The sequence below is a fragment of the Massilia sp. Masssp93 genome, assembly GCF_059491295.1.
This window is the reverse complement of sequence record NZ_CP168502.1, coordinates 4,758,783-4,785,207: the sequence shown is the minus strand read 5'-3', so window position 1 is coordinate 4,785,207 and position 26,425 is coordinate 4,758,783. Positions and strand designations below refer to the sequence as shown.

The 26,425-nt window shown below is 55.1% G+C and carries 22 protein-coding genes; 21 read left to right on the top strand and 1 reads right to left on the bottom strand.

Annotated features, from left to right (window positions below; all coding sequences use genetic code 11):
* The first annotated feature begins 304 nt into the window (after window positions 1–304).
* The 20 genes from ACEN9Q_RS19740 to rfbC all read left to right on the top strand — a co-directional run bounded on the left by ACEN9Q_RS19740 (window position 305) and on the right by rfbC (window position 24,406).
* Entirely contained in the window at window positions 305–2,713 is a 2,409-nt protein-coding gene (locus ACEN9Q_RS19740; RefSeq protein WP_495625743.1) for a polysaccharide biosynthesis/export family protein, read from the top strand.
* A 55-nt stretch (window positions 2,714–2,768) separates the two neighbouring features.
* Window positions 2,769–3,974, top strand: coding sequence for a GumC family protein (locus ACEN9Q_RS19735; protein ID WP_495625742.1), 1,206 nt, complete (start codon window positions 2,769–2,771; stop codon window positions 3,972–3,974).
* Window positions 3,975–4,139: 165 nt separating this feature from the next.
* Window positions 4,140–5,180, top strand: coding sequence for a polysaccharide biosynthesis protein (locus ACEN9Q_RS19730; RefSeq protein ID WP_495625741.1), 1,041 nt, complete (start codon window positions 4,140–4,142; stop codon window positions 5,178–5,180).
* Window positions 5,177–6,289: a UDP-2-acetamido-2,6-beta-L-arabino-hexul-4-ose reductase gene (gene wbjC, locus ACEN9Q_RS19725; RefSeq protein WP_495625740.1), complete on the top strand. Its 1,113-nt coding sequence runs from the start codon at window positions 5,177–5,179 to the stop codon at window positions 6,287–6,289. The genes ACEN9Q_RS19730 and wbjC overlap by 4 nt, the downstream gene beginning before the upstream one ends.
* Window positions 6,286–7,416, top strand: a complete 1,131-nt coding sequence (gene wecB, locus ACEN9Q_RS19720; protein ID WP_495625739.1) for a non-hydrolyzing UDP-N-acetylglucosamine 2-epimerase — start codon at window positions 6,286–6,288, stop codon at window positions 7,414–7,416. The genes wbjC and wecB overlap by 4 nt, the downstream gene beginning before the upstream one ends.
* A gap of 71 nt (window positions 7,417–7,487) precedes the next feature.
* Window positions 7,488–8,312: a WxcM-like domain-containing protein gene (locus tag ACEN9Q_RS19715; protein ID WP_495625738.1), complete on the top strand. Its 825-nt coding sequence runs from the start codon at window positions 7,488–7,490 to the stop codon at window positions 8,310–8,312.
* Window positions 8,302–8,757 carry an acyltransferase gene (locus tag ACEN9Q_RS19710; RefSeq protein ID WP_495625737.1) on the top strand — a complete coding sequence of 152 codons (456 nt, stop codon included), beginning with the start codon at window positions 8,302–8,304 and terminating at the stop codon, window positions 8,755–8,757. The genes ACEN9Q_RS19715 and ACEN9Q_RS19710 overlap by 11 nt, the downstream gene beginning before the upstream one ends.
* On the top strand, window positions 8,754–9,854 hold the full coding sequence (locus ACEN9Q_RS19705; protein WP_495625736.1) for a DegT/DnrJ/EryC1/StrS family aminotransferase: 1,101 nt from the start codon (window positions 8,754–8,756) through the stop codon (window positions 9,852–9,854). The genes ACEN9Q_RS19710 and ACEN9Q_RS19705 overlap by 4 nt, the downstream gene beginning before the upstream one ends.
* Window positions 9,855–10,001: 147 nt before the next feature.
* Window positions 10,002–11,258: a glycosyltransferase family protein gene (locus ACEN9Q_RS19700; protein ID WP_495625735.1), complete on the top strand. Its 1,257-nt coding sequence runs from the start codon at window positions 10,002–10,004 to the stop codon at window positions 11,256–11,258.
* A 27-nt stretch (window positions 11,259–11,285) separates the two neighbouring features.
* Window positions 11,286–12,152, top strand: a complete 867-nt coding sequence (locus ACEN9Q_RS19695; RefSeq protein WP_495625734.1) for a DUF4422 domain-containing protein — start codon at window positions 11,286–11,288, stop codon at window positions 12,150–12,152.
* A 54-nt stretch (window positions 12,153–12,206) separates the two neighbouring features.
* The gene (locus ACEN9Q_RS19690) at window positions 12,207–13,517 is read left to right on the top strand and encodes a flippase (protein ID WP_495625733.1); all 1,311 of its coding nucleotides are present in this window, start codon (window positions 12,207–12,209) and stop codon (window positions 13,515–13,517) included.
* Window positions 13,518–13,521: 4 nt separating this feature from the next.
* Window positions 13,522–14,676, top strand: coding sequence for a glycosyltransferase (locus ACEN9Q_RS19685; RefSeq protein WP_495625732.1), 1,155 nt, complete (start codon window positions 13,522–13,524; stop codon window positions 14,674–14,676).
* Between the two features lie 64 nt (window positions 14,677–14,740).
* Window positions 14,741–15,907, top strand: a complete 1,167-nt coding sequence (locus tag ACEN9Q_RS19680) for an EpsG family protein (RefSeq protein WP_495625731.1) — start codon at window positions 14,741–14,743, stop codon at window positions 15,905–15,907.
* Window positions 15,908–16,162: 255 nt separating this feature from the next.
* Complete coding sequence (locus ACEN9Q_RS19675; protein ID WP_495625730.1) at window positions 16,163–17,500, top strand: glycosyltransferase family 4 protein; 1,338 nt, start codon at window positions 16,163–16,165, stop codon at window positions 17,498–17,500.
* Window positions 17,397–17,912: a WbuC family cupin fold metalloprotein gene (locus tag ACEN9Q_RS19670; RefSeq protein WP_495625729.1), complete on the top strand. Its 516-nt coding sequence runs from the start codon at window positions 17,397–17,399 to the stop codon at window positions 17,910–17,912. Before ACEN9Q_RS19675 ends, ACEN9Q_RS19670 begins: the two co-directional genes overlap by 104 nt.
* Before the next feature lie 154 nt (window positions 17,913–18,066).
* Window positions 18,067–20,916, top strand: coding sequence for a YjbH domain-containing protein (locus ACEN9Q_RS19665; RefSeq protein ID WP_495625728.1), 2,850 nt, complete (start codon window positions 18,067–18,069; stop codon window positions 20,914–20,916).
* A 99-nt stretch (window positions 20,917–21,015) separates the two neighbouring features.
* Window positions 21,016–22,074: a dTDP-glucose 4,6-dehydratase gene (rfbB, locus tag ACEN9Q_RS19660; RefSeq protein WP_056443647.1), complete on the top strand. Its 1,059-nt coding sequence runs from the start codon at window positions 21,016–21,018 to the stop codon at window positions 22,072–22,074.
* Window positions 22,075–22,962, top strand: coding sequence for a dTDP-4-dehydrorhamnose reductase (gene rfbD / locus ACEN9Q_RS19655; RefSeq protein ID WP_495625727.1), 888 nt, complete (start codon window positions 22,075–22,077; stop codon window positions 22,960–22,962). It begins immediately after the preceding gene.
* A gap of 9 nt (window positions 22,963–22,971) precedes the next feature.
* Complete coding sequence (rfbA, locus tag ACEN9Q_RS19650; RefSeq protein WP_495625726.1) at window positions 22,972–23,847, top strand: glucose-1-phosphate thymidylyltransferase RfbA; 876 nt, start codon at window positions 22,972–22,974, stop codon at window positions 23,845–23,847.
* A 7-nt stretch (window positions 23,848–23,854) separates the two neighbouring features.
* The gene (rfbC, locus tag ACEN9Q_RS19645; RefSeq protein WP_495625725.1) at window positions 23,855–24,406 is read left to right on the top strand and encodes a dTDP-4-dehydrorhamnose 3,5-epimerase; all 552 of its coding nucleotides are present in this window, start codon (window positions 23,855–23,857) and stop codon (window positions 24,404–24,406) included.
* Window positions 24,407–24,514: 108 nt separating this feature from the next.
* Here the strand turns inward: rfbC and ACEN9Q_RS19640 are convergent, their stop codons facing one another.
* Window positions 24,515–24,829 (bottom strand): hypothetical protein, encoded by a 315-nt coding sequence (locus ACEN9Q_RS19640; RefSeq protein WP_495625724.1) that lies wholly within the window; start codon window positions 24,827–24,829, stop codon window positions 24,515–24,517.
* A gap of 360 nt (window positions 24,830–25,189) precedes the next feature.
* Here ACEN9Q_RS19640 and flhB point away from each other — a divergent pair, with 360 nt between their 5' ends.
* A complete protein-coding gene (flhB, locus tag ACEN9Q_RS19635; RefSeq protein ID WP_495625723.1) occupies window positions 25,190–26,356 on the top strand; it encodes a flagellar biosynthesis protein FlhB in 1,167 nt (388 codons plus the stop codon).
* The last annotated feature ends 69 nt before the right edge of the window (window positions 26,357–26,425 follow it).

The following is a 26,425-nucleotide window of genomic DNA, read 5'->3' as shown; positions in this document are numbered from 1 at the left end:
TTTCACATGAATTTAACTGGAGAGTTGGTGTGTACGCAAAAAAAATTTGTTCTAATTATCACCAAATACCACGTAATTATTACACTATCAAGACAAATTATCTAACAAAAAGATAATTGCCGTTTCCCTCAGTCAGCACTTTCCATACCCGAATGCCTTTACTGTGGCAGATAAGCCTCCGTAACGATATTGCATTGCACAATTTATGATCGCCAGTACAACAAAAGGTTTCCAGTCTCCGTTGCCCTCAGTTAAAATGCCGGATTGGTCCACAAGCATTCACGCCTCATTTTCCTAACGCCCAATGTTCAAGTTCAACAAGAGTTTCGCGGCCGTGGTCATGGCCGTTGCTTCCATTGCAGCTTCCGCGCAGGATACGAACAAGTCTGATCTCTTCAACCAGGAGTCGTCCGCCATGTCTGCAACGCCGAACACGGGCGATGCTGGGCTACCCAACGGACTGGCAAGCGGCACGACGCGCAAAATCCGCATTGCTAACGGTCAGGTCAGTGAGCTCGGGGTCGGTGCCGTGCGTGGCAGCACGCCTGTCGCGGATCGCGTCGGCACTGCTGTTGCGGACCGCGAGGCGCAACGTCGCCAGAACGCCGGCCTGCAGCAAACGAGTCAAAGAACTCAAATCGACGCAGACAAAGAGCCGAGCGAATTCCAAAAATTTATTGCGAACAACACTGGCGAGCTGCTTCCGATTTTCGGGTCCGAGTTTTTTTCCAATACTCCGTCTACATTTGCGCCGATTTCGAACGCCCCGGTCCCGTCCGACTATGCTCTTGGGCCGGGCGATGAGTTGATGATTCGCGGCTGGGGTACGATCGATATCGATTACCGCGCCACCATCGACCGCAATGGCACGGTCTCGATCCCGACTATCGGCAATGTGCCGCTAGCTGGCGTGAAGGCTGGCGACGCGCAGAATGTCATTCGTGCCGCCGTCGGCCGGCTGTACAAAGGCGTGACCGTCAACGTGACTTTCGGTCAGCTGCGTGCGATTACCGTGTACGTGGTGGGCCAGGCAAATCGGCCGGGCACTTATACTGTGTCGAGCTTATCGACGCTAGTGACCGCGCTGTTCGCCAGCGGCGGTCCGAACGCGAACGGCAGCATGCGCCACGTCCAGGTCAAGCGCGGCGGCAAGGTAGCTGCGGAACTGGACCTGTACTCCTTCATCGCCAAAGGCGATAAGTCCGCGGACATCAAGCTGCAGGACGGGGACACGATCTATATTCCGCCAGCGGGCGGTTTTGTTGCGCTGGTCGGCAAGGTCAACAGCGCCGCCGTGTATGAACTGAAGAACAACGGCGAAACCATTGAATCCTTGTTGGATTTCGCCGGCGGGCTACCGGTAGTGGCCGATCCGCGCCGAGCCTTCCTCGAACGTATCGACCCGAGCAAGAATCGACCGCGTACTGTTGAAGAGTTCGCACTGAATACGGACGGGCTCCATCGTTCGCTGAAAAATGGCGATGTCTTGAACGTCGTTTCGATCACGCCGGAATTCTCGAACGCCGTGGTTTTGCGCGGTAATGTCGATCAGCCGGTCCGCGCGCCCTATAAGAGCGGCATGCGTGTCAGCGACCTTATCCCGAGCAAGGAATATCTGCTGACCCGAAACTCTGTCAACCGGCAAAACAATGTGATCGCTACGGGCGAGAACGAAAAAGATACCCACGAGAAAGCAGATACGATTGCGTCGCATATTGGCGGGCTCGTCGATGAAATCAACTGGGACTATGCCGTCATCGAGCGCCTCGACCGCTCTACCTTGAACACCCGGCTGATTCCTTTCAACCTGGGCAATGTATTCAACAATCCCAACGGTCCCGATAACATCCAGTTGCAGTCGGGCGATGTGGTCACGATCTTCTCCCAGAACGACGTAGCCGTACCGATGGACAAGCGTCAGGTCTTTGTGCGCGTCGAGGGCGAAGTCAACGTGCCGGGGGTCTATCAGATGACCGCAGGCGACACCCTGCAGTCTCTGATCGCCAAAGCGGGTGGCCCGACCTCCAATGCCTATCTGTTCGGAACCGCATTTTATCGTGAAGACGTGCGCAAAGAGCAGCAAGTGAATCTCCAGCGAGCCGCGGATCGCCTTGAAGCGCAAGTCCGTAGCGAGCAGTCCGCGCAGGCGGCCAATTTACGGGGAATGAGCCAGAATGACGCGGCCGCAGCGGCTGCCCAGTTCGATGCGGAACGCCGCCTTGCAGAGGAACGCATCGCTCGTTTTCGCAGATTGCAGCCGACTGGCCGCATCGCCTTCGGCCTGGACCCCAGCGACCGGTCATTCGCCCATTTACCCCAGGTTACCCTGAAAAACGGCGACCGCCTCGTCGTTCCGTCGAAACCGGCCTTCGTGCACGTGTTTGGCGCCGTCAATGCCGAGGCATCGCCGCTGTGGAAGCCGAATAGCCGCGTCAGCGATTACCTGAAGCTTGCCGGCACGGCCGTGGACGCTGATGTCGATAATGTATTCGTGTTGCGCGTCGACGGCACCGTAGTGTCGGCTGAATCACAGGGCTGGTTCTTTGGCAAGATCGGCGGCGTCGAAGTGATGCCGGGCGATACCATCGTCGTGCCCGAGAAGTTGGACAAGCAGACTGGGTGGAGCAAGTTCATGCAGGGAGCGCGTGATTGGACTCAGATCTTCGCGAATTTCGGTTTGGGCGCCGCTGCGATCAAAACCTTACGGGATTGAGCAAGGGTACCTCCCTTCTATCAATTGGCGAATTATCGATATTTGGTGTGAACGTATGAATGAATCGCTGACGCGTAAAGCGCACGAACAAACGAACGAGGCAGGGAGCGAAGCCGGGATTCTTGAAACGATGGTTGTCGTGGCCAGGCGAAAGAAATTTCTGATTGTCCTGCCGCTCGTAGTCGGATCGATTGTCGCTGCTTTGAGTTTTGCTCTACCTAACGTCTATAAGGCCGGTGCAAGGTTGTTGCCGCCACAGCAACAGTCGACCAGCATGGCATTACTGTCCCAACTGGGTGGCGGTGCCAGCTTGGCCGCTGGCATGGCCGGATTGAAAAATCCAAACGACCTGTACGTGGCAATGCTAAAGAGTCGCACAATTGCTGACCGTCTCATTTCTCGTTTCTCCCTAAAAAACGTCTACGATACCAAGTCGCTCGAAGAGGCTCGGAGTGAACTGGCAAACAACACAAGCGTCATTTCCGGAAAAGACGGTTTGATAGTTATCGAAGTAGAGGACCAGGACAGGAAAAGAGTCGCCCTGATCGCAAATGCATACGTTGAAGAGTTGTTGCGCTTGACTAAAGTTCTCGCTGTGACCGGCGCCAGCCAACGACGGATGTTTTTCGGAAAAGAACTAGAAGCGGCCAAAGACAATCTGGCCAAGGCCGAAATGAATCTGAAACAGGCCTTGAATTCTCGCGGAGTCACCAGCGTCGATGCGGAAAGTCGCGCTGTTATCGAAAGGCTTGCCCGTTTAAGAGCTGCGGTTTCCGCCAAAGAGATCCAGCTCAACGCGATGAGGGCATTCGTCACGGAAGCGAATCCAGAGTTCATGCGTACTAGCGAGGAATTGAAGAGTTTACGCGCTGAACTTTCTCGGATGGAAAACGGAACCGAGGGCTCGTCGTTAAATGCCGCGCAAACTCCTGAGGGACTGCAAAGCATCAAAATACTTCGCGACGTCAAGTATTACGAAATGTTGTATGAGCTGCTCTCTAAGCAATTTGAAATCGCTCGGCTCGACGAAGCCAAAGACCCTTCGCTGATACAGGTTCTGGATCCAGCTATCGAGCCTGAGCGGAAAATAAAGCCGAGACGCGCGCTGATCGTTTTGGGAAGCATGCTGGCAGCATTGGCGTGCGCAATAGCGTGGATCCTCGTTGAGGAAAAAAAGAAGCGATTGTTGTCTTCTCCTGTGATGGCCGAGAAATGGCAAGAATTGTCTTCCCTGGTGCGTTTCAGGCGCAAGGCCGGATAATCAGCACCGTGCGTTTGCAATATTGCTGGTCCCGTATTCGTGGCGTATTTCCGGGTATCAGCATGCACAAGCTAAATTGCCACACGATCAGGTTTCCGAGGACGTCGATGAGAACGGTAAGTTCCATGTGATGCGCGGTAGGGATAATACAGAATAGGAAGAGTTATGTTTGAAGGTAAAGTACTTCTCATCACTGGGGGCACTGGGTCGTTCGGCAATGCAGTGCTGAAGCGATTTCTCGAAACTGATATCGCGGAGATCCGGATTTTTAGTCGCGATGAGAAAAAGCAAGACGACATGCGCAAGAAGTATCACAACCACAAGCTGAAGTTTTATATCGGTGACGTGCGTGACTTCTCGAGTGTTCTCAACGCCACTCGTGGCGTCGACTATATTTTTCACGCTGCCGCGCTCAAGCAGGTGCCCTCCTGTGAGTTCCATCCGATGGAAGCGGTGAAAACCAACGTCTTGGGAACCGATAACGTGCTCGAGGCGGCAATCCAGAACTCGGTCCGCCGGGTTGTATGCCTGTCGACCGATAAGGCCGCCTATCCGATCAATGCCATGGGTATATCCAAGGCCATGATGGAAAAGGTGATGGTTGCGAAGTCGCGCGGACTGGATGATAAAAAGACCATTATTTGTGGTACGCGGTACGGCAACGTGATGGCGTCAAGGGGTTCGGTTATCCCTTTGTTTGTGAATCAAGTGCGTGCTGGAAAGCCGATTACCATTACCGATCCGGCCATGACGCGCTTTATGATGACACTCGACGATGCGGTCGATCTTGTTCTGTACGCATTCGAAAATGGTCGCAACGGCGAAATGTTCGTCCAAAAATCTCCGGCCGCTACGATCGATACCCTGGTATCGGCGCTGCTGTCTTTGATGGAAAAGCGGACGCACGACGTGAACGTGATCGGTACCCGTCACGGCGAAAAACTATACGAAACTTTGCTCAGCCGTGAAGAGATGGCAGCGGCACGGGATTTGGGACAATATTATTGTGTGCCTCCGGATCTTCGTGACCTGAATTACGGAAAGTTCGTTGAAGAAGGGGAGCAAAAAATCTCTCGGCTCGACGATTACAACTCCCATAATACCGAGCGCCTGGACGTAAATGGCATGAAGGGTCTGCTGATGAAGCTTGACTTTATGCGAGCTATTGTCGCAGGCGAAACGCCAGTCGCGGACGGCGATCAATGAAGGTTCTCGTAACTGGATCCAATGGATTCATTGGCAAGAACCTCGTCATCCGGCTGAAGGAACGTGCCGATATCGACGTGCAATGTTTTGTCCGCGGCGATGCGTTGACGGATCTTTTCGCAAAAGTCGCGCAGGCTGACTTCGTCTTTCACTTGGCGGGCGTCAATCGCCCACAACATGAGGCCGAATTTGTCGAGGGGAACAACGACCTGACAAACCATCTTTGCGACGCCGTACGAGCGACCGGCCGCAAGATCCCGATCGTTTATACTTCGTCGGTGCAGGCAGAGCGAGACAACGCCTATGGCACGAGTAAGCTGGGTGCCGAGCAGGCCCTGGCCGTGCTGGCCGAGCAGACTGAGGCCCCGGTATGGATATACCGTCTACCAAACGTGTTCGGCAAATGGTGTCGTCCAAACTACAATTCAGTAGTAGCGACGTTCTGCCACAACCTCGTCCATGGGTTGCCGATTGCAATTAACGATCCCGATGCGGTGTTGCGTCTCGTATATGTAGACGACGTGACTTTGGCCTTCTTGTCACATTTAGACCAGCCGGCCGGCGGTCTCAGCTTTGCGCAAGTCGAGCCAATATATGAGACCACAGTCGGAACCCTGGCCGCTCAGCTTCAGGCATTCAAGCAGAGTCGCACCAATATGGTAATCGAACCTGTTGGCCACGGATTTTTGCGTGCACTGTACGCAACATACATTAGTTATTACCCGCCGAGCGAGTTTGCCTACCCGCTGGTGAAACATGAGGATCCCCGTGGCAGCTTTGCGGAAATGCTGAAGACGAAAGATAGTGGGCAATTTTCCTTCTTCACTGCACACCCTGGCGTGACACGCGGCGGTCATTATCACCACACAAAGAACGAAAAATTTCTCGTGGTGCAAGGTACAGCATTGTTTAAATTTCGCAATATCGTCTCGGGCGAAGAATACGAACTTTGCACGGAACACGATACACCACAGGTGGTCGAAACCGTTCCAGGTTGGTCTCACGATATAACCAATATCGGTGACGACACTATGGTGGTGATGCTTTGGGCCAATGAAATATTTGACCCGAGCCGCCCCGATACAAAAAGTTATGAGGTGCGTAGTTGAAAAAGCTAAAGGTGATGAGTATCGTGGGCACGCGGCCCGAGATCATCAGATTGTCGCGCGTGCTCGCTGCACTGGACAATTACTGCGATCACGTCCTGGTCCATACCGGCCAGAACTATGACTACGAACTGAACGAGATTTTTTTTCAAGACCTTGGCGTAAGAAAACCCGATCAGTTCATGAACGCCGCCGGTACTAACGCAGCGGAAACTATTGGCAATATCATTATCACCGTGGACGCGGCCCTGGCACAAGTACAACCGGACGCAGTATTGATCCTCGGTGATACCAACAGTTGTCTGGCCGCGATTCCAGCGAAACGTCGCAAGGTGCCGATTTTTCATATGGAAGCCGGGAACCGCTGTTTTGACCAGCGCGTACCCGAGGAAACGAACCGCAGAATCGTCGATCATGTCGCGGATATTAATCTTACCTACAGCGATATCGCGCGCGAATACCTGCTTAGAGAAGGGCTTCCGCCCGACCGCGTAATCAAGACGGGCAGTCCGATGTACGAGGTCCTGAGCTATTACCGTGACGGTATCGAAAGCTCGGATATCTTGCATAGGCTCGGATTAAGCCCTGAGCAGTATTTTGTGGTCAGCGCACATCGCGAAGAAAATATCGAGTCGAGCCAGAATTTCGAGCGTCTGGTGGCAATATTGAATTCGGTGGCTGAACAGTTTGGCCTGCCTGTCATTGTATCCACCCACCCTCGTACGCAAAAGCGAATCGATGCCGCGGGCGCGAGCTTTCACCCGCTCGTCAAATTGCTGAAACCGATGGGTTTTCGGGATTACAACAAACTTCAGGTCGAATCCAAGGCCGTGCTATCGGACAGCGGCACGATTACCGAGGAGTCGTCGATTCTGAACTTCCCGGCGCTGAATATTCGCGAAGCGCATGAGCGGCCGGAAGGAATGGAAGAAGCATCCGTCATGATGGTCGGACTCAGCGTGGAACGGGTTTTGCAAGGTCTCGCGGTGCTTGATAGTCAACCACGCGGTCGCGAACGCGGGCTCCGCTTGGTCGCCGACTACAGTATGCCCAACGTTGCGGAGAAAGTAGTCCGAATCATTCACAGCTATACTGACTACGTGAATCGTACCGTTTGGAAGAAAGCCTAGGCGTACCTTGGCTCGCATTTACGGCAACCTAAGCTGCAATTATCGAAAAAACATCGAGTTAAATTCCGAATATGGGTAATAGTTCAGAACCGACACCAAAAATATCGCCACGCGCATACGTCTCCGAATTGGCCGAGATCGGACCGGAGTGTTCAATCGACGTCGGTGCGTTTTTGCCGAGTAACGTTCGAATTGGCGGTCACGTAACTATTGGCCCTAACGTTACTTTCGAAAACTCCGCGAATTCGGGGCACGACATTGTGGTCGGCGATAACGTGTTTTTTGGCGCTGGAGCGGTGATCTGCGCAGACTTGACTATCGCATCCGGATCCCGAGTAAGCCCTGGCGCTGTCGTGACCCGCTCGGTTCCTCAAGGAGCGATTGTCGAGGGCAATCCGGCTCAAATTGTCGGCTACGTCGACGCTCAGCGTCCACAGTCGTCCCCAGTCCAAAAGCAAGTCACCGGCCAGAACGATGAAGAGCTTCTTGTCAAAGGCGTGCGGATTGTAAATTTTCCGGTTATTCCTGACCTGCGCGGCATGCTCACTGTCGGTGAATTCGAGAAACAGATTCCTTTCGTTCCGAAGCGCTATTTCATGGTCTACGGCGTCCCGAACAGGGAAGTGAGGGGAGAGCACGCCCACCTCGAATGTCATCAGTTCCTGATTTGCACCCACGGAAGCTGTACTGTTGTCGCGGATGACGGCTATCGAAAAGTCGAAATCGTACTTGATTCCCCGAGTAAGGGCGTTTATTTGCCGCCGTTGACCTGGGGTATACAGTACAAATATACGGACGACGCGTTGCTTCTGGTATTCGCATCGCATTATTACGATTCCGAAGACTACGTTCGCAATTACGATTCTTTCCTGGACCTGGTACGAAATGATTCATAAGTCTAGCGACGTCCAGACGTCGGCGATTGGAAACGAAACCCGAGTCTGGCAATATGTTGTGATCCTGCCCGGAGCTCAGATCGGCGATCACTGCAATATTTGTTCGCATTGTCTCATCGAAAACGATGTTCGTATCGGGGATCGCGTTACGATAAAATCCGGTGTCCAGATCTGGGATGGCATATCTATTGAGGATGACGTATTCATCGGGCCGAACGTTACGTTTTGCAACGACAAGTATCCTCGATCCAGAATGTATCAAGCGGAATTGCCAAGGATAACCGTAAAGGCGGGTGCCTCGATCGGCGCGAATGCCACCATTTTGCCCGGTCTGACGATAGGCGAGGGCGCGATGGTGGGAGCGGGAAGTGTCGTGACTTGCGATGTTCCAGATAATGCAGTGGTTGTCGGCAATCCTGCGCGTATTTTAAGGTTGACGAAATGAAAGTCCCATTTTTAGATTTGCGTAGCATTAATCTTGCTCACGACGAAAAATTGACCGAGGCATTCACGCGAGTCTTGCAGTCGGGTTGGTACATTCTCGGAAACGAAGTCGCGAAATTCGAGGAAGAGTTTGCCGCATATTGCGGTACCCGTCATGCCGTCGGTGTCAGCAACGGGCTCGATGCAATTCATCTGGCATTGCGAGCATTTGATATCGGGCCTGGTGACGAAGTAATCGTCCCGGCAAATACATATATCGCAACATGGCTTGCGGTGACGTTTGCGGGCGCCACGCCGGTTCCGGTGGAGCCTGACGAGAACACCTACAATATCGACCCGGAAAGAATTGAAAAGGCGATTACACCTCGAACCAAGGCGATTATCCCGGTCCACCTTTATGGCCGGCCGGCCGAGATGGATCGTATCATGGAAATTGCAAACCGCCATGGTCTGAAGGTAATCGAAGATGCGGCTCAAGCACATGGTGCTTTCTACCAAGAAAAACGGGTAGGTGCGCTTGGCCATGCTGCTGCGTTCAGTTTTTATCCTGGAAAAAATCTCGGCGCGCTCGGCGACGCCGGTGCGATAACGACGGACGACGCTGAGCTCGCGGACAAGTTGCGTCGACTCCTAAACTACGGTTCTAGAGTCAAATACCACAACGAGATACAAGGCTTCAACTGTCGACTGGACGAGTTGCATGCTGCTTTTCTTCGTGTGAAGCTGCCTGCGCTTGACAGCGAGAATCATCGCCGGGCGCAGTTGGCCGAGATATACGACGGACACTTGCGGGGCGTGAATGTAAGGGTCCCGATGCTCAGTAGCGACTCTGTCCGCTCAGTCTGGCACTTATATGTCATTCGGTCGTCCAAAAGAGATGAGCTGCAACGCTCGCTTACCGAAGCGGGAATCGGCACGATGATACATTATCCGATTCCTCCGCATTTACAGCCGGCGTATCGCGATCTTGGCTACAAGGCGGGCGACTTCCCGATTACAGAAGCGATTCATGCCGAAGTCTTGAGCCTTCCGATTGGTCCGACGCAAACCAATGAGCAAACCGAGCTTGTAGCACGAACCGTTGCAGGACTTCTTTAACCGAACTCGAGTGTATGCGTTCGCGTGCGAGCGCGATCCAGGTGCGATGTCGTGTTGGATCGACGAGCTGTTCGAGAGCGTACGCAGCTATTCGGCACAGCACGATATCGGCTAACTGTGCCAAAGCCCAGTCCTGAACCAAGACAGATGATTGTACTTTACAACGCAAATAAATATCTCGGCGGCGGCGAGACGTTATTGATCCGATTCGCCGAATATTTAAAAGCTATCGGTGCCGACTTTATTGTCGTGTGCTCTCGTGATAGTTACATCGAACGAAATATTGGGGATGACGTTACCTGCGTTGCCCTGAGTTGCGACGTCGACTACTATTATCTTTCTACATATGAAAAGCGGCGCCTCCTGGACGAGTTCGAAAAAACTCTGCAGCAAGCGCGGCAAGTAAAGTTCGTGACCTTCTGTATGCGGGATCTACATACCGCAGTTGCGTTGAGTCGAACGCATCCGGGATTGTCGATAACCCATCTGGTGCTGCACATTCAGGATGATCTGTATACCGGACAATCCCTCGTCGATAAGATAAGGTATAAACTCACGGGTGCGCGTCGGTTCAATCACTTGAAAAACATCGAGTTCAATCGGTCTTTGCTTCAAAGATTAAACGATAAAAAAGCATTGATATGCATGGCCGAGGTGATTGCGAAGCACTGGTCGAGCCAGTTTAAAATCAATATTCCCCGCGAAAACATTGTCCCCTTGCCTTCATTTGGCGAGAAAGAAGTTGTGGCTCCTTATCGGGTGAAAAATCGTTCGATAATATGGTTGGGGCGGCTTGTCGATTTCAAGATGCCGTCTGTTTTGGCGATGATACGCTTTCTTTCGCTGAACGAGGGATATACACTCACCATCGTTGGAGCCGGGGATTCCGATCGCATCCGAAACGCAATGCGTGCGAATGACGTTCATTCCGACAGGGTACGCTTCATCGGCGAATTGAAGTATGAGGCTATCGGCCCGGAAATACTAAAGCATTCGATCGGATATGCGATGGGCACGTCGTTAGTCGAACTTGCCATGTACCGGATTCCGGTGGTTGTGGCATTGGCGAGTTACGATCACAAAGAATACACCGACCCGATATGCGGCGGTCTTTTTTTTGATCAGCCATTAGGGTGCGATGGCTCGGAGCTGATATTGGGTGAGGCAGCGTCCAATATTATCACGTTGCAAAAGGCATTTGACGACATCGATGCTGACTACGAGGGCATCTCAGCCAAGTGCCATGATTATGCCAAGGCGCATTTTTCGTCGGACGTGAACTTTCGGCGATATTTTGAAATTGTCACTTCCGCTGAGGCTTTTGTTTCGCCAAATCTGGACCTGCCATACCCCGAGTGCCCGCCGCTCCGTCGACTGCTGTTCAAATCGCTGGCGCCGCAGTAAAGCTGTAATAAAGAATTCGAGCAAACTATGCAAGATAATTGCACCATAAAGTCCCTGTGCCTGTATTACGATCATGGTCTGATCAATACTGATTATGAGCCGTTCATCAATATACAATGTGGACGCAGTCTTACCGGCAACACGCTGAATATGTTGGGAGACGACACAGGGGACAACATCAGCGAGCGAAATCCGTTTTGGTCAGAGATCACCGGTCTGTACTGGGCCTGGAAGAACTTGACGAAGGTGGATTTCATGGGGTTGGCCAGTTATCGTCGATACTTTAATTTCAACTTCAATACAAACGATCCGATACAGATTGCTTCCGTAAAGGACGCCGGGCGAATTCTCCAATCCACTTTGCCGAATTATCACGTTGCGCACTTCGAGAACGCAGATGTAATTACTCCGATTCCGTACACGTACGCTTACAGCATCAGAAGAGTGTGCAGTATGAACTATAACGATTCGGATTTTGATAAGCTGGAGAATATTATTCGTGAGCAACATCCTGAATATCTGGATGCATATATTGAGCACATGTACAATAACAACAAAATGATCGGGCACAATATGTTCATCATGAGTTGGGAAAATTTCCAGAGTTTTTGCTCATGGGTCTTCGCGGTTTTATTCGAGGTTGAAAAATGTACCCGGCCGCATAATTACCCTAAAAATCAAATTCGTATCTACGGGTATATGCATGAACTTCTTCTCGAGGTGTTCATATTAAAAAATAAAATGCGGGCAAAACGCTCGCAGCTCCTGTGGGTCAATGACGCTCAGAAATGCCATTTTAATAGCAAATTTTACAGAACCAGTGCCGAGATATTCTATAACCTCTCTAGAATGCGTGGCGAGAAATACAGCCATCTGGTGCGTAAAGCCGCGTGATTGTTATGCGCTCGCGTGCCTCCTGGGCAAGCCGGCAAAAGGAAAAAGACGTTTATGTCGTTAAGAAAAAACACGCTATGGAATCTGGTAGGACTGGGCGCGCCGCTGGGTGTCGCAGCCTTTTCTATCCCGTTTCTCTTGAAGGCAATCGGCCAAGAAGCCTTTGGCGTCCTGACATTGCTTTGGTCCATTATCGGTTATTTCAGCCTGTTTGATCTCGGACTCGGCCGCGCGCTAACGCAAGTGATCAGCGCATCTCTGGGCGTGGAATCCGATGAAAAGATCAGGTCGATCGCTCACAGTGGTCTGGGACTGACGCTCGCGGCCGGGATTGTCGGCGCACTTATACTTGGGGGTTTGTCGCACCATTTTGCCTATGGTTGGCTTAATGTGAGCGTTCACCTGCGGGAACAGACCTGGCACGCGCTCCTGATTTCCGCGTGCGGAATACCGATGACAACGCTTAGTATCGGTTGCCGTGGCATTCTTGAAGCCCATAATGATTTTAAAATAAGCAATCTTTATCGCGTTCTACTCGGCGTACTGAACTTTTTGGTTCCGGTAGCTGTTGTCTATTTTTTCAGCCACTCTCTTGTCCTTATTTCGCTGGGGTTGGTGGGTTCGAGACTGTTCGTTCTTCTCTTGAATTATGCTTACCTTTGGCAAGCCTACCATATTCGCTTTGACAAACGCTTGTTGAATTTTGGCTCGTCGGTTAGTCTGATTCGATACGGCAGTTGGACGACTGTTTCGAACGTGATCGGTCCCGTTATGGTTTCTGCCGATCGATTTTTCATATCGTCCGTGCTCGGTGCTTCAGTGGTCGCATTTTATACGGTGCCATATGAAGTCGTCATGAGATTGCTGATACTCCCAGTCGCGCTGACTTCGGCGTTGTTTCCAGCGCTGGCCCATCAAATCGCGAATGGATCCGAGACGGCGTCTAAAATTTATAAGCAGTCGTTCCGTGCCGTCATGTATTTGATGCTTCCTGTCTGCATTATCGCTGGCATAGGATTCGAAATTTTCCTCAACCACTGGATCAATGAAGAGTTCTCAGCGGCTGCCTGGAAGATCGGTACAATATTGTGCGTAGGGATCTTGTTCAATTCCCTCGGGTCGCTTCCGTTTACCTATCTGCAGGCTGCCGGCCAATCCAAATTGACGGCATTGATCCATGCTGCGGAGGTGGTGGTATATGTTCCAGTCCTGCTCACGCTTCTTCATATGTTCGGGGTGGTTGGCGCGGCAATAGCCTGGTCGCTCCGTACTGCGCTTGATTATTGCATTTTGGAATATTTCAAGGCGAGACTGGTTGCGAGAAGTGTTTCAGAAGAGCGTTTGGCGCTTTCTTGCGAAAGCTAGCATCATGGTCGACATTACTCATCTCTACTTCGGCACCGCAGGTGCCGCTGGTTTGTATACCCACCGCATTCATCAGGCGCTCAGCAAAAAGTTCAAACAAGACTGCATCGTCAACCATTATTTTCCTTTTGATTACGGTCGACGGTACTTTTTCAGGTTTACAGAGTTATCGGGAAAAAACGTTTTTCGTTCGTGGAAATATTTGCGGTTTTTTATTCGCTATCTTGAACTCGTCGTCGGACTCATGTGTTCAACGGTGTTGCTGGCTCGAAATGGTAGCAAAATCGTTAATTATAATTTAATTAGCCAGCACAACGTCGAGTATTTATTCCTGCGTTTCTGGAAGCGAAGCCTGAAGAAACGGATTGTGATCACGTTGCACGATGTTGTCCCTTTTGCTCCGCAGTACAGGTCGTTCTTCGCGGCGTCGAACACGAAGCAAAAGATCATCGATCTGGCCGACTATATCCTGGTGCACAATAAAAACTCGATTGATGACTTTCATTCGTCCTTTGAGTTTAACGGGGAAATTGTCCAGCATTCTTTCCCGATAATGGATCTTCAGGACATGTTCGGTGTGGCGACAAACGATCGCCCTGCTCACGGTGGAGCCGAACCATATAAATTTTTGTTTGTCGGTCACCCCCGTATCGAGAAAGGCCTGGATCTTCTTGTCAAGGCATGGAGGCAAATTGATTCAGGTCGAAACAACTGCAAGCTGGTTGTCGCATCCAATATTGACAAGCGCTCACCGATTTATGCAGATCTCTGCGCCATGGAAAATGTCGAGATTCTGCCGACGTTTGTCAGCGACGAGCTGTATTATGAGTTGATCTCGTCGTCGGATTGTGTGCTTCTTCCTTATAAGCGCGGAACTAATAGTGGTATTCCTGGCTCGGTACTCTCTTTAGGGGTCAGGGTTATTTGCTCGGATATTCCCATGTTTAAGAATAACGCGCTGATACCGAAGGATTCGTTCTTCCAGACGGAGAATCCCGAGGCAATGGCTGCAAAGATGCTGGAGATTCTGCACGTCGATCGCCTCCGTGGACGCGATGTCGCCGGGCTGGAGACCGAGGTGGAGAACTATAACCGCCGCTTCAAAGAAGAGATTGTTCTTCTTTATGATGCCTTGCTCTGTTCCGTGCCTGCGTCGTGAGTGCGCTTTTCGGTTGCCTTCTTCCGCTGACAGATAAAGCGGAAGTTTTGAAAGGATAGAGGCAGTGTTGTATTTGCTTGTTGGCTTTTACTTGTTATTTCTGGTGCTGAGGTTCGATTTAAAGGACCCTTATAGTCCCAAGAGTAACTTCCACTTTTTTCTATCCGGACTGGTCTTGTTTTTTATCGCGGCATTGCGCTTCCGTATGGCGCCCGATACCGTGTGGTACATGACGTATTTTCGCAGCGAGGTCGAGCCGTTGTCTCGCCTCACGTATCAAAGTCTCATGGAGGCTCGGTATCAACCGCTTTGGACACTGCTTGCTTCGGCATGCAAGTCGATCGGGAATTATTATGTAATGCAGTTTGCTGTGGCCGGGATCTCTCTTTCGTGCTTTTTGGTATTTATCAGTAAATCCTGCCGAAACCGGTTCTCTGCCCTGTTGTTTTTTTACCTTCTTTGCTTCTTTTATTTCAGCATGGAGGTGCTCAGGGAGTCGGTGGCAGTCGGATTCTTCCTGTTGTGTGTTTTGGCATACGACGAACGGAAATATGTCAAAGCTCTCCTGCTGTGGGTGGTTGCCGTACTTTTCCATCAATATGCCGTGTTCTTGGGGTTGGCATTATTTTTGGCGGCCGATGTTTTGCGGCCCAAAGTAAAGATTGTCCTGATGGTTGGCTTTATCGCTTTCTTGCTTCTGATCGGTGATCCGATGGATTATTTCTATCGCTTGCTGTTGTCCGTGGGGCTTACTGATTTGCTGGCATATGATGTTCAAGCTGAACTTTCATGGTCGGGGTACTTGTACAATTTCTTGCGAGGCCTTCCTTGTTTGTATATCATGATTAAGTATCGAGATTGCGAAATCGAAGGAATGAGCTTGCGGAAATCCCTCGTTTTCACGATGTGCGGTATTTACCTGGTGCTGATTTTCATTCGGGTAACAGTGCTGCCGTTCGCCGACCGGTTCACGAATTACTTTATTTTCTTTCCTATTCTTCTCGTTTCTTCGACGATTTATAAGGAGATGCGCGAATTTAAGCTTGCGGTGCCGCCGGCTGTGAGCGCCATGTTTATCGTCGTAGGCGTTTTCTACGTGTTGCCGTTGCTGCCGCCGCATTCCGAATACCATGTCCCGACTTATAAACGTTACTATCCTTACCATACATTCTTGAGCGAGGATGTCGACGAAGAACGCGAATATATCACCCGCTTTGAGGGCAAAGAGTGAAATTCGTATGCATCGTGCGCTGGCCCGGCCGTAAATAAACATGATTTTGAGACAGAGTGCTTGCCTTCAAAACAGGTCGTTTGCAGCGCATGCATGTGTGGAGCATTTTTGAAATGTATTCGATGAGACGGTGAGCGTGCATTAATCTACGTCCCGCGCACGCATTAATCAAATAATCGGAAGCTTCGATTTGGACAATGAGAGAGGGTCGATAATGGTTTGCTCGTTGTTCCCGTTATCTTGCAAGGATTTGAAATGATGGTGGATACTCAAACGGAACTGAAGCCGGCCTGCAAAATGCGGGTCGTATTGATAGCGGACGTATTTCCGCCGCTTCGTTCTTCCGGAGCCGTGCAACTCCGGGATCTGTCACGTGAGTTCGCCAGACAAGGACATGATGTAACTGTGCTGGTAGCGTCTCCCGAGCTCGCGCAGGATTGGCGAATCGATATCTGGCACGGCGTGCGAATTGTCCGGCTGCGGACGCCAAAAACCAAGGACGTGAACTACGTTCGGCGCACTCTTGGCGAGTTCATGATGCCGTACGTTATGTTACGTAACCTGAAACGAACGCCGCTCGCAAAAGAGACGTGGGACGGCGTCGTCTGGTATTCGCCCACGATCTTCCTCGGGCCGATCGCCAACGCTCTCAAACAACGTAGTGCTTGCCCGAGTTATCTCATCATCCGGGATATTTTCCCTGAGTGGGCCGTCGATATGGGAATAATGGGAAGAGGTCTGCCGTACCGGTTTTTCAAAGCAATCGCGAATTATCAGTATTCCGTCGCGAACGTTATTGGTGTTCAAACACCAGGAAACCTCGCATATTTTTCCGATGGCGATAGACGTGTCGGCCACGGCATTGAGGTGCTCCACAATTGGCTGGCACCGGCCCCGGAATCCGGGTGCAGCATCGCCGTCCGCAACACTGCTTTGCGTGGCAGGAAAATCTTCGTGTACGCCGGCAATATGGGGGTGGCGCAAGGGATGGGGATATTAATCGATTTGGCGGAACGGCTCAGGGACCGCAGCGATATCGGATTCCTTTTTGTAGGCCGTGGAAGCGATGCCAAGCGCCTTCGCGAAAATGCCTTGGCCCGCAAGCTGGATAATGTCGTCTTCTTCGATGAAATCGATCCTGACGAGATTCCTGGTCTGTACGCACAATGTCATGTTGGTCTGGTGGCGTTAGATCGGCGCCACAAGACGCATAACATCCCGGGTAAGTTCCTGTCGTACATGCAATCCTCGTTGCCCGTTCTGGCGAGTGTCAACGCCGGAAACGACTTGGTCGACCTCATTAAAGATGAGCGAGTGGGCGCGGTTTGCACTGATCACTCGGCTGTCTCGCTCGCGAGGAATGCGGAGGACTTGCTGGATGATCTCACAAGGGACGAAGATATAAAAAATCGTTGCAAGGCGTTGGCGACGAATATGTTCTCTGCCGCCACCGCCGTCCGTCAAGTTACCGCAGCATTGCAAAAAGAACATGAACGTAAAAATATTCTCTCAAAATACGCTGGAGTCTCTCATATCGACGGCTCAGCGGTCGACCAGAGCCAGGCAGCACCTGAATATTCACCAAAGCTTTGATGACCCTTGTCAGCGGTTTCTGAACGCGATTTGCGTAGACAGTTATATTCGTCCGCACCGGCATTCGCTCGATCCCAAAGCAGAAACGTTGGTCGCGATCCGCGGTTTGTTTTCGCTTATTACTTTCGATGACGACGGGGAAATTGCCGAGATTCTCAAGTTCGGCACCGAGAGATTTGATGGCGAGACTGCACAGGGCGTGGGCGTAGAGCTCGCTCCCGGTATCTGGCATACTGTCGTCGCCTTGACTGAAGGTGCTGTCATGCTGGAAGTGAAGGCCGGCCCCTTCAATCCGGCTGCGGCGAAAGAATTCGCGCCGTGGGCGCCGGAGGAAAATACGGACGATGCTGTTTTGTATTTGAAAGCGCTCCGGCAGGCGGTCCAGAACGGGCGCACGCTCGCAGAAGCATAGGACAATATCCGCTGAGCGGGGCAGCGGCGTAGTCGGCTCTATACGCTAATTTGATGCCGCCCCAATGCTCAGTTGTCGAAAAATTCGGTGCATGCACAGGGTCGGTCCTTGTGCAATGCCACATGCTTTACCTTTAAGCCACAGGCAGTCCAGATTGCTAGTCCAACTCCGTCACTCTATCAAGTACTCCTGGTGCGGTCTTATCGCACTGTCAGCCGCCAATGCCTTCGGAGCGACCCCGACCCTTCAAGGGCAATCGGGATATGTCAATATGCCGAGTGCCTTGGTCGAGGCCGATGGCACGTTCTCGACCGGCTATAGCTACGACAAACCTTATGGCAGCTTCTGGCTGACGGCGACGCCTCTGCCGTTCCTTCAGATGACCGCCCGTTACGTTTCGATCACGGGCATCCCGGGTTTTTCAAATGTCGAGGGCGCATACGGCAGCAAATATGGCCGCTATAAAGACAAGGTCGTCGATGCTAAATTGCAGCTGCTGAGTGAATCGACCTGGCGCCCGGCAGTCGCTGTTGGTGCTACCGATCTCCTGGGTACGGAGCTTTTCAAAGGACATTACGTCGTCGCGTCGAAAACGTTCGGCAGCGCGCGGAATGTCGAGGCCAGCGTTGGTTTTGGAAACAGACGTCCTAGCGGCGTTTTTGCGGGAGCGCGGTGGGCGCCGCTCAGTGCGCCCGGCTTGGCCTTTGTTGCCGAGTACGATGCGAACAATTACAAGAACGATTATCGCGCGGCGGAGACTTATGCGGGACAACGCGCCAGCGGGCCGGTCGTCGGGGTCGAGTATCGCTGGGGCTGGCTCGGCGCTCAAATCGCGCGCAATCGCGACCATTTCAGTGCGAATGCCTACGTGACTATTCCGTTCTCCGAACGTGAATTCGTCCCCAAGATCTACGAGCCGGCGCCGTTCGAGCCGAAAAACGCTCCCGCGCGCGTCTCGGCCGCGGAATGGCTACAGCACGGCAGTCATGGCGCTGAACTGGTGCAGGCTCTCGTCAAGCAGGACTTCAAGAATGTTCGTGTCGAGTTCGAAGAGGCCACACTCAAGCTGACCTTGACCAACAGCCGCATCGCGAACATGGGCCGTGCCGTCGGTCGTGCGGCCCGCACGGCACTCGCTTTCGCACCCGAGGGGACACGTCGCATCCAGATCACTTATACGCGCCTCGAACAGCCAATCGCGACATACGTATTCGCCGATCTGCCGTCCTTGACCGATTACCTGACGGGCCTCATCACCCGCGAGGCCTTCCTGAAGACGGTAGACGTACGCTATGCGATGCCATCCGATAAGGTCGAGGACGACCAGCGTGGGTTGCTCGCCTCTGTGCAGGACGAGGACGAGACGCTGGCAGTGCGGGTCGGCCGCGACGGCGACGTGGTCCAGGTGCTGTCTGAGGACCGCGAAGCGAACCGCTTCAAACTGCAGCCCAAGGTGTCGTTCTTCTTCAACGACCCGAGCGGCGCCCTTCGCTACGAGCTTTGGGGCGCCATCAATTACGATCGGCGCCTTGGGGACGGACTGTACCTGAACAGCGACCTCAAATTGACGGCGTTCGAAAACGTCTCGGCCGTTACGCAGCGGTCGGACAGTTTGCTGCCGCATGTACGCACGGACATCGCAGACTACAAGCGTGGCGGCCGCTTCAAGCTGAACCGCCTGCTGATCAACAAATACATGATGCCGGCCGAGCGTGTGTACGCCCGCGTGTCGGGCGGTTTTTATGAAGAAATGTACCGCGGCTTTGGCGGGCAGGTCTTGTACCTGCCGAACGACAGCCGTTGGGCGACCGACTTGACGGCTGATGTGGTGCAGCAACGTGGCTTCAAGGGCTGGTTCGACAAACGAGACTACCAGACCGTCACTGGATTTGCCGCCCTGCATTACAAACTGCCGTACGGCGTCACAGCGACCGCACGGGCGGGGCGTTTCCTGGCCAAGGATGAAGGCGTGCGTTTCGAGTTCAAGCGCCGGTTCCCATCCGGCGTCGAGATCGGCGCATGGTATGCGAAGACCAACGGCAAGGACATCACTAACCCAGGCACGCCGGCCAATCCATACAACGACAAGGGCGTGTTCATTTCGGTGCCACTCAACATCATGCTGCCGATGGATAGCCAGAGCACCGCAAGCGTCGCGCTGTCGCCCTGGACTCGTGACGTCGGCCAGATGGTGGCCAGCCCGGGCGACCTGTACGATTTGATGGAACAGCCGCGCCGCGACTTGACGACCTACGATGGGCTGGGCAACTTTGCCGAGCGGCGTGACGAGCAGAACCTGCCTGCCGTGAACCCGCCCGTCGACGCGATGCCGAACCCGTGGCCCCTGTTTCGCATGCGCGTCGAGCAGTCCGTCAAGACGACGCCGACGCTGCCGCAATGGGCCAATGGCGCCGTGCTCGGCGGCGGCGCGATCCTGGCCGGTGCCTTGCTCGACAAGCCGGTCGACCGTTTCATGAAGAAGCACGAGGGATCGAACGTCGCACGGTCCTGGAACGACATCGGCAAGGCGATGCCCATCGTCCTGGCCGGCGCGTCTGCCGGCGCCGTTGCATTCGGCGATGCGCGCATGCAAAACATTGGTATCATCTCGCTGGAATCGATCGCAGGCGCCGCGGCTTTGTCGATGGCGACCAAGCATGTCGTCGGGCGGGCGCGGCCGAGTGAAGGGCTGGGGCAATGGAGCAGGACAACGGACCGTTCGAATGCATCGTTCCCGTCCAACCACGCCACCGTGGCGTTTGCGGCAGTCACGCCGTTCGCCCAGGAATACGACGCACCATGGCTGTACGGACTGGCCGCAGCCGGTTCGCTGGGCCGTACGGCGGGCCGCCAGCACTGGGTATCGGACGTCGTCGCCGGCGGTGTGCTCGGCATGGCGGTCGGCGGCTGGCTGTGGCAGGCACAGCGCTCGGATACACGTTCGAATTTTGCCGTGACGCCGGGTGCGAAATCCGTCGGCATGGCCTGGTACGGCACTTATTAATATTTGAAATCAGGGATCGTGCGCACCGGATTCTCGGGTCGGCCGGACAGGCACGGTCCGGCCGGTCCGTGCGTTACCCGTCAACTGGAGAATGAATAGATGATTTTGACGACAGGCGGCGCCGGCTTTATCGGCAGTAATTTCGTGCTGGACTGGTGCGCCCTGGCCGACGAGCCGGTCATCAACCTCGACAAGCTGACCTATGCCGGCAATCTCGAGAACCTGGCGAGCCTGCGCGACAATCCGCGGCACGTCTTCGTGCACGGCGATATCGGCGACGTCGATCTCGTGCGTCGCCTGCTGCGTGAACACCAGCCGCGCGCCGTCGTGAACTTTGCGGCCGAGAGCCATGTGGACCGCAGCATCCACGGCCCGGGCGAATTCATCGAAACGAACATCGTCGGCACCTTCCACCTGCTCGAAGCCGTGCGCGAATACTGGGGTGCGCTGCCGGACGATCGCAAGGCCGCGTTCCGCTTCCTGCACGTGTCCACGGACGAAGTCTACGGCTCCCTCGGCAAGGACGACCCCGCTTTCCGCGAAACGAACCGCTACGAGCCGAACAGCCCATATTCCGCCAGCAAGGCGGCCAGCGACCACCTCGTGCGCGCCTACCATCACACGTACGGTTTGCCGGTGCTTACCACCAATTGCTCCAACAACTATGGTCCGTATCACTTCCCGGAAAAGCTGATCCCGCTGTGCATCCACAATGCGCTGGCAGGCAAGCCGCTGCCGATCTATGGCGATGGCCAGCAGATCCGCGACTGGCTGTACGTGAAAGACCATTGCTCGGCCATCCGCCGCGTGCTCGAGGCGGGCCAGTTGGGCGAGGTCTACAACGTCGGCGGCTGGAACGAGAAGGCGAACCTCGACGTCGTGCGCACCCTGTGCGCGATCCTCGACGAATTGAGCCCGCGTGCGGACGGCCAGTCGTACGCGACCCAGATCACGTTCGTGACGGATCGTCCCGGCCATGACCGCCGCTATGCGATCGACGCAAGCAAGCTCGAGCGTGAATTGGGCTGGAAGCCGGCCGAGACCTTCGAGACGGGCATCCGCAAGACGGTGCAGTGGTATCTCGACAACCAGGAATGGGTCCAGCACGTGACGAGCGGCAGCTACCGCGCCTGGGTCGGCCAACAATACGGAGCCTGAATGAAGATTCTCCTGACCGGCAAGAACGGCCAGCTCGGCTTCGAACTGCAGCGCGCGCTGGCGCCGCTCGGCGAGGTCGTCGCCGTCGGCACGCAGGATTGCAACCTGGCGGACGCCGACGCGCTGCGCGCACTCGTGCGCCGCGTGGCGCCGGACGTGATCGTCAACCCGGCGGCCTACACGGCCGTCGACAAGGCCGAGTCCGACGAAGCGACGGCCCGTGCCGTCAACGCCGTCGCTCCCGCCATCCTGGGCGAGGAGGGCGCGAAGCTCGGCGCGCTCGTGATCCATTATTCGACCGACTACGTGTTCGACGGCACGAAGCAGGGCGCCTACACGGAAAGCGACGCACCGGCGCCGCAGAGCGTCTACGGCCGTACCAAGCTCGAAGGCGAGCAGGGCCTGGCGGCCGCCAATCCACGCCACCTGATCCTGCGCACGAGCTGGGTCGTGGGTGCGCACGGCGGCAATTTTGCCAAGACGATGCTGCGCCTGGCCGGTGAACGCGAGAAGCTCACGGTCGTCGCGGACCAGTTCGGCGCGCCGACCCCGGCCGCGCTGCTGGCCGACGTCAGCGCCCACCTCGTGCGTGAGCATGCGCGCGCGGGCGGCCCCGGCTTCCCCTACGGTACGTACCACGTGGCGGCCGGCGGCGAGACGAGCTGGCACGGCTATGCGCAATTCGTGATCGGCGAAGCGCTGGCGGCCGGCAAGGCCCTGAAGGCGACCGTCGATGCGGTCGCGCCGCTTGCCACCGAGCAGTATCCGACCCCTGCCAAGCGGCCCCTCAATTCGCGGCTCGACACGGCCCGCTTCCGCACGGCGTTCGGGCTGCGCCTGCCGCCCTGGCAGGACGGCGTGCGCCACGTGCTCCAGCAAATTTTCTAAGAGACAGCCATGGCAAACAATCGCAAAGGCATCATCCTCGCCGGCGGCTCGGGAACCCGGTTGTACCCTGTCACCCAGGCCGTCAGCAAGCAGTTGATGCCGGTGTACGACAAGCCGATGATCTACTATCCGCTCAGCACGCTGATGCTGAGCGGCATCCGCGACGTGCTCATCATCAGCACGCCGCAGGACACCCCCCGCTTTGCCGAGTTGCTTGGCGACGGCAGCCGCTGGGGCATGAACATCCAGTATGCCGTCCAGCCCTCGCCCGATGGCCTGGCCCAGGCCTTCATCATCGGCAAGGATTTCGTCGGGAACGATCCGAGTGCGCTCGTCCTGGGCGACAATATTTTTTACGGCCATGACCTGGTCCGGCAACTGCACAGCGCCAACGAGCGCACGGACAGCGCCACCGTCTTCGCCTACCACGTGCACGATCCGGAACGCTATGGCGTCGTCGAGTTCGATGCGAATCAACGCGCACTGAGCATCGAAGAAAAGCCAAAAGCGCCCAAATCGTCGTACGCAGTGACCGGGCTGTATTTCTACGACAACGACGTCTGCAATGTGGCGGCCGACATCAAGCCGTCGGCACGCGGCGAACTGGAGATCACGGACGTCAACCGCTGCTATCTCGAACGCGGCAAGCTGAACGTCGAGATCATGGGCCGCGGCTTCGCCTGGCTCGACACCGGCACGCACGACAGCCTGCTCGAGGCAGCGAGCTTCATCGCGACACTGCAGAAACGGCAGGGATTGCAGGTGGCGTGCCCGGAAGAGATCGCGTATCGCCAGGGCTGGATCGGCGCCGCCGAATTGCAGACGCTCGCCACCCCGCTGGCCAAGAATGGTTATGGCACCTATCTATTAAACCTATTGAAATAATTCGAGCATGCCTTTTACCGTTACCCCGACCGCAATCCCCGATGTGTTGATACTGGCGCCGAAAGTCTTTGGCGACGCACGCGGCTTCTTTTACGAAAGCTTCAATGCGCGCGATTTCGCGCAGGCCACCGGCGTCGACGCCCAGTTCGTGCAGGACAATCACAGCAAGTCGGCCAAGGGCGTGCTGCGCGGGCTGCACTACCAGATCCAGCATGCGCAAGGCAAGCTGGTGCGGGTGGTGCAGGGCAGCGTGTTCGATGTGGCGGTCGACCTGCGCAAGTCCTCACCGACCTTCGGCCGTTGGGCTGGTACGGTGCTGAGCGCCGATAATCACCTGCAACTGTGGGTACCCCCGGGTTTCGCCCATGGTTTTGTCGTGTTGAGTGAATCGGCCGAGTTTCTTTACAAGACCACCGATTACTGGTATCCCGAGCACGAGCGCAGCTTGTTCTGGAACGATCCGGCCATCGGTATCGACTGGCCCATCGATTTCGAGCCGCAGTTGGCGGCCAAGGACCAGGGCGGCAAGCTGCTGGTGCAGGCCGAGGTGTTCGACTGATCGTCTTGCGGCGCATCGCGTCGCCGCAACGGTAAAGAAAACGGCCGCGAATGCGGCCGTTTTCTTTGCAACTGGCTGCAACGGAACGCGCAAGCGCCCCTGTTGCGATCAGTGGTGGGTCGTGGTCGAGTGGTTCGTGGTCGAACCGTTGTCCGACGAGGCGACAGCCACGGCGGCAACTGCTGCGCCGATCGCTACCACGGTGCCGACCGACAGACCGGCGATTGCGGTAGTAGCGGCGAAGCCGGTACCTGCAGCGGCGGTGCCCGCGGTGCCTGCGGCGGTGCCAGTGGCCGTGCCAGTGGCGGTGCCGGTGCTAGTCGCGGTGCCTGCGGTTTGGCCTGCGGTGGCGCCGGTTTCCTGGGCGAATGCCTGAGCCGACAGCATGCTCAGAATAGCGGTCGTGACGAGGAGTTTCTTCATTTCGTATCCTTTGTTCAATTAACGGGGCACCTGCACAGCGCAATGTTCCTAGCCAATTATATAGCAATTAAACATTGCTCTGATTCATCAAATGCCGACTTAAACTCAGCTCAGCCTAAAATGTGATCTTTTTTCGACATAAGCAATTTGCAATTTTGACAGATAGCGCACGACATTCCTACCAATTTTACCGGTTTTTGTTGCGTGTTCACATATGCATCGCGTCGAGAGAATGCGTCAGGAAGTGATATGCAGCCTGTTTCCCCTCCTTCTTCTTTCCTGGCCGCGCGGCAACATCTGGAATAATGCCAGCCTGAACAATCTAGCCGTCGTCAGGACGGCGGACACCGGAGCGCAGGAATGGCAGAAGACAGCGACGCAGAACGGACCGAACCAGCGTCAGAGAAACGGCTGAGGCAGGCGCGCGAAGACGGCGACATTCCCCGCTCGCGCGAAGTGGCCACGTTCACCGTGCTGATGACGGCGGGCGCCGGGCTGTGGATGCTGGGCGGCGGTATCGTCAACACGCTGTCGACCGTGCTGCAGCGCGGGCTGTCGCTCGACCGCGAGCAGATCTACAACCCCAACGTCCTCATCGAGCGCATCGCGGCGGACGTCGGCGGCGTGCTGCTGGCCTGCCTGCCGCTGGCGGGCGCCGTCATGCTGATGATGCTGGCGTCGCCCATGCTGATCGGCGGCTGGAACTTCAGCGCCAAGGCGTTTACGCCGAATTTCGGCAAGCTCAATCCGATGCGCGGCCTGGGCAATATGGTGTCGACGCATGCCCTCGTCGAGCTGCTGAAGGCCGTCGCCAAGACCTTCCTGGTCGGCGCGGTGGCGTGGTTCGTCGTGCTGAGCCAGAAGGATGCGGTGATCGGCCTCGTCACCGAACCGTTCGGCACGGCCGCGCCTCACCTGGGCGGCCTGCTCGCCAAGGCGTTCTTGACGATGGTCGGCGCTCTGGGCGCCATCGCCATCCTCGACGGCCCGTACCAGATGTGGCATTACGCCGACAAGCTCAAGATGACGCGCCAGGAAGTCATCCAGGAATCGAAGGAATCGGACGGCAATCCCCAGATCAAGGGCAAGATCCGCCAGTTGCAGCGCCAGATGGCGCAGAAACGCATGATGGCCAACGTCCCGACCGCCGACGTCGTCGTCACCAACCCGACCCACTTCGCCGTCGCGCTGAAGTATGGGGAAGGGCAGCGGGGCGCGCCGCGCGTCGTCGCCAAGGGTACCGACGAAGTCGCGGCCCGGATCCGCGAGATCGCCAAGGAAAACAAGGTCGCCATGCTGGAAGCCCCGGCGCTGGCGCGTGCGTTGTACAAGCACACCGATATCGACGACGAGATCCCGGAAGCGCTGTACTCGGCCGTGGCCGAAGTGCTGGCCTATGTCTACCAGCTGCGTGCCTACACCAAGGGTACCCTCGACCAGTATCCGGACCGTCCGACCAGGCTGCCGGTGCCGCCCGAGATGGACCCGTTCAACCCGGCGTCGCAAAAAGCCGGCAAGCCGCATTGATCGCAATGCCAGCATATTGCAGATATTCGCGTGGGCGCGTGCGCCCACCCCACGAAATACGCGGGTTTT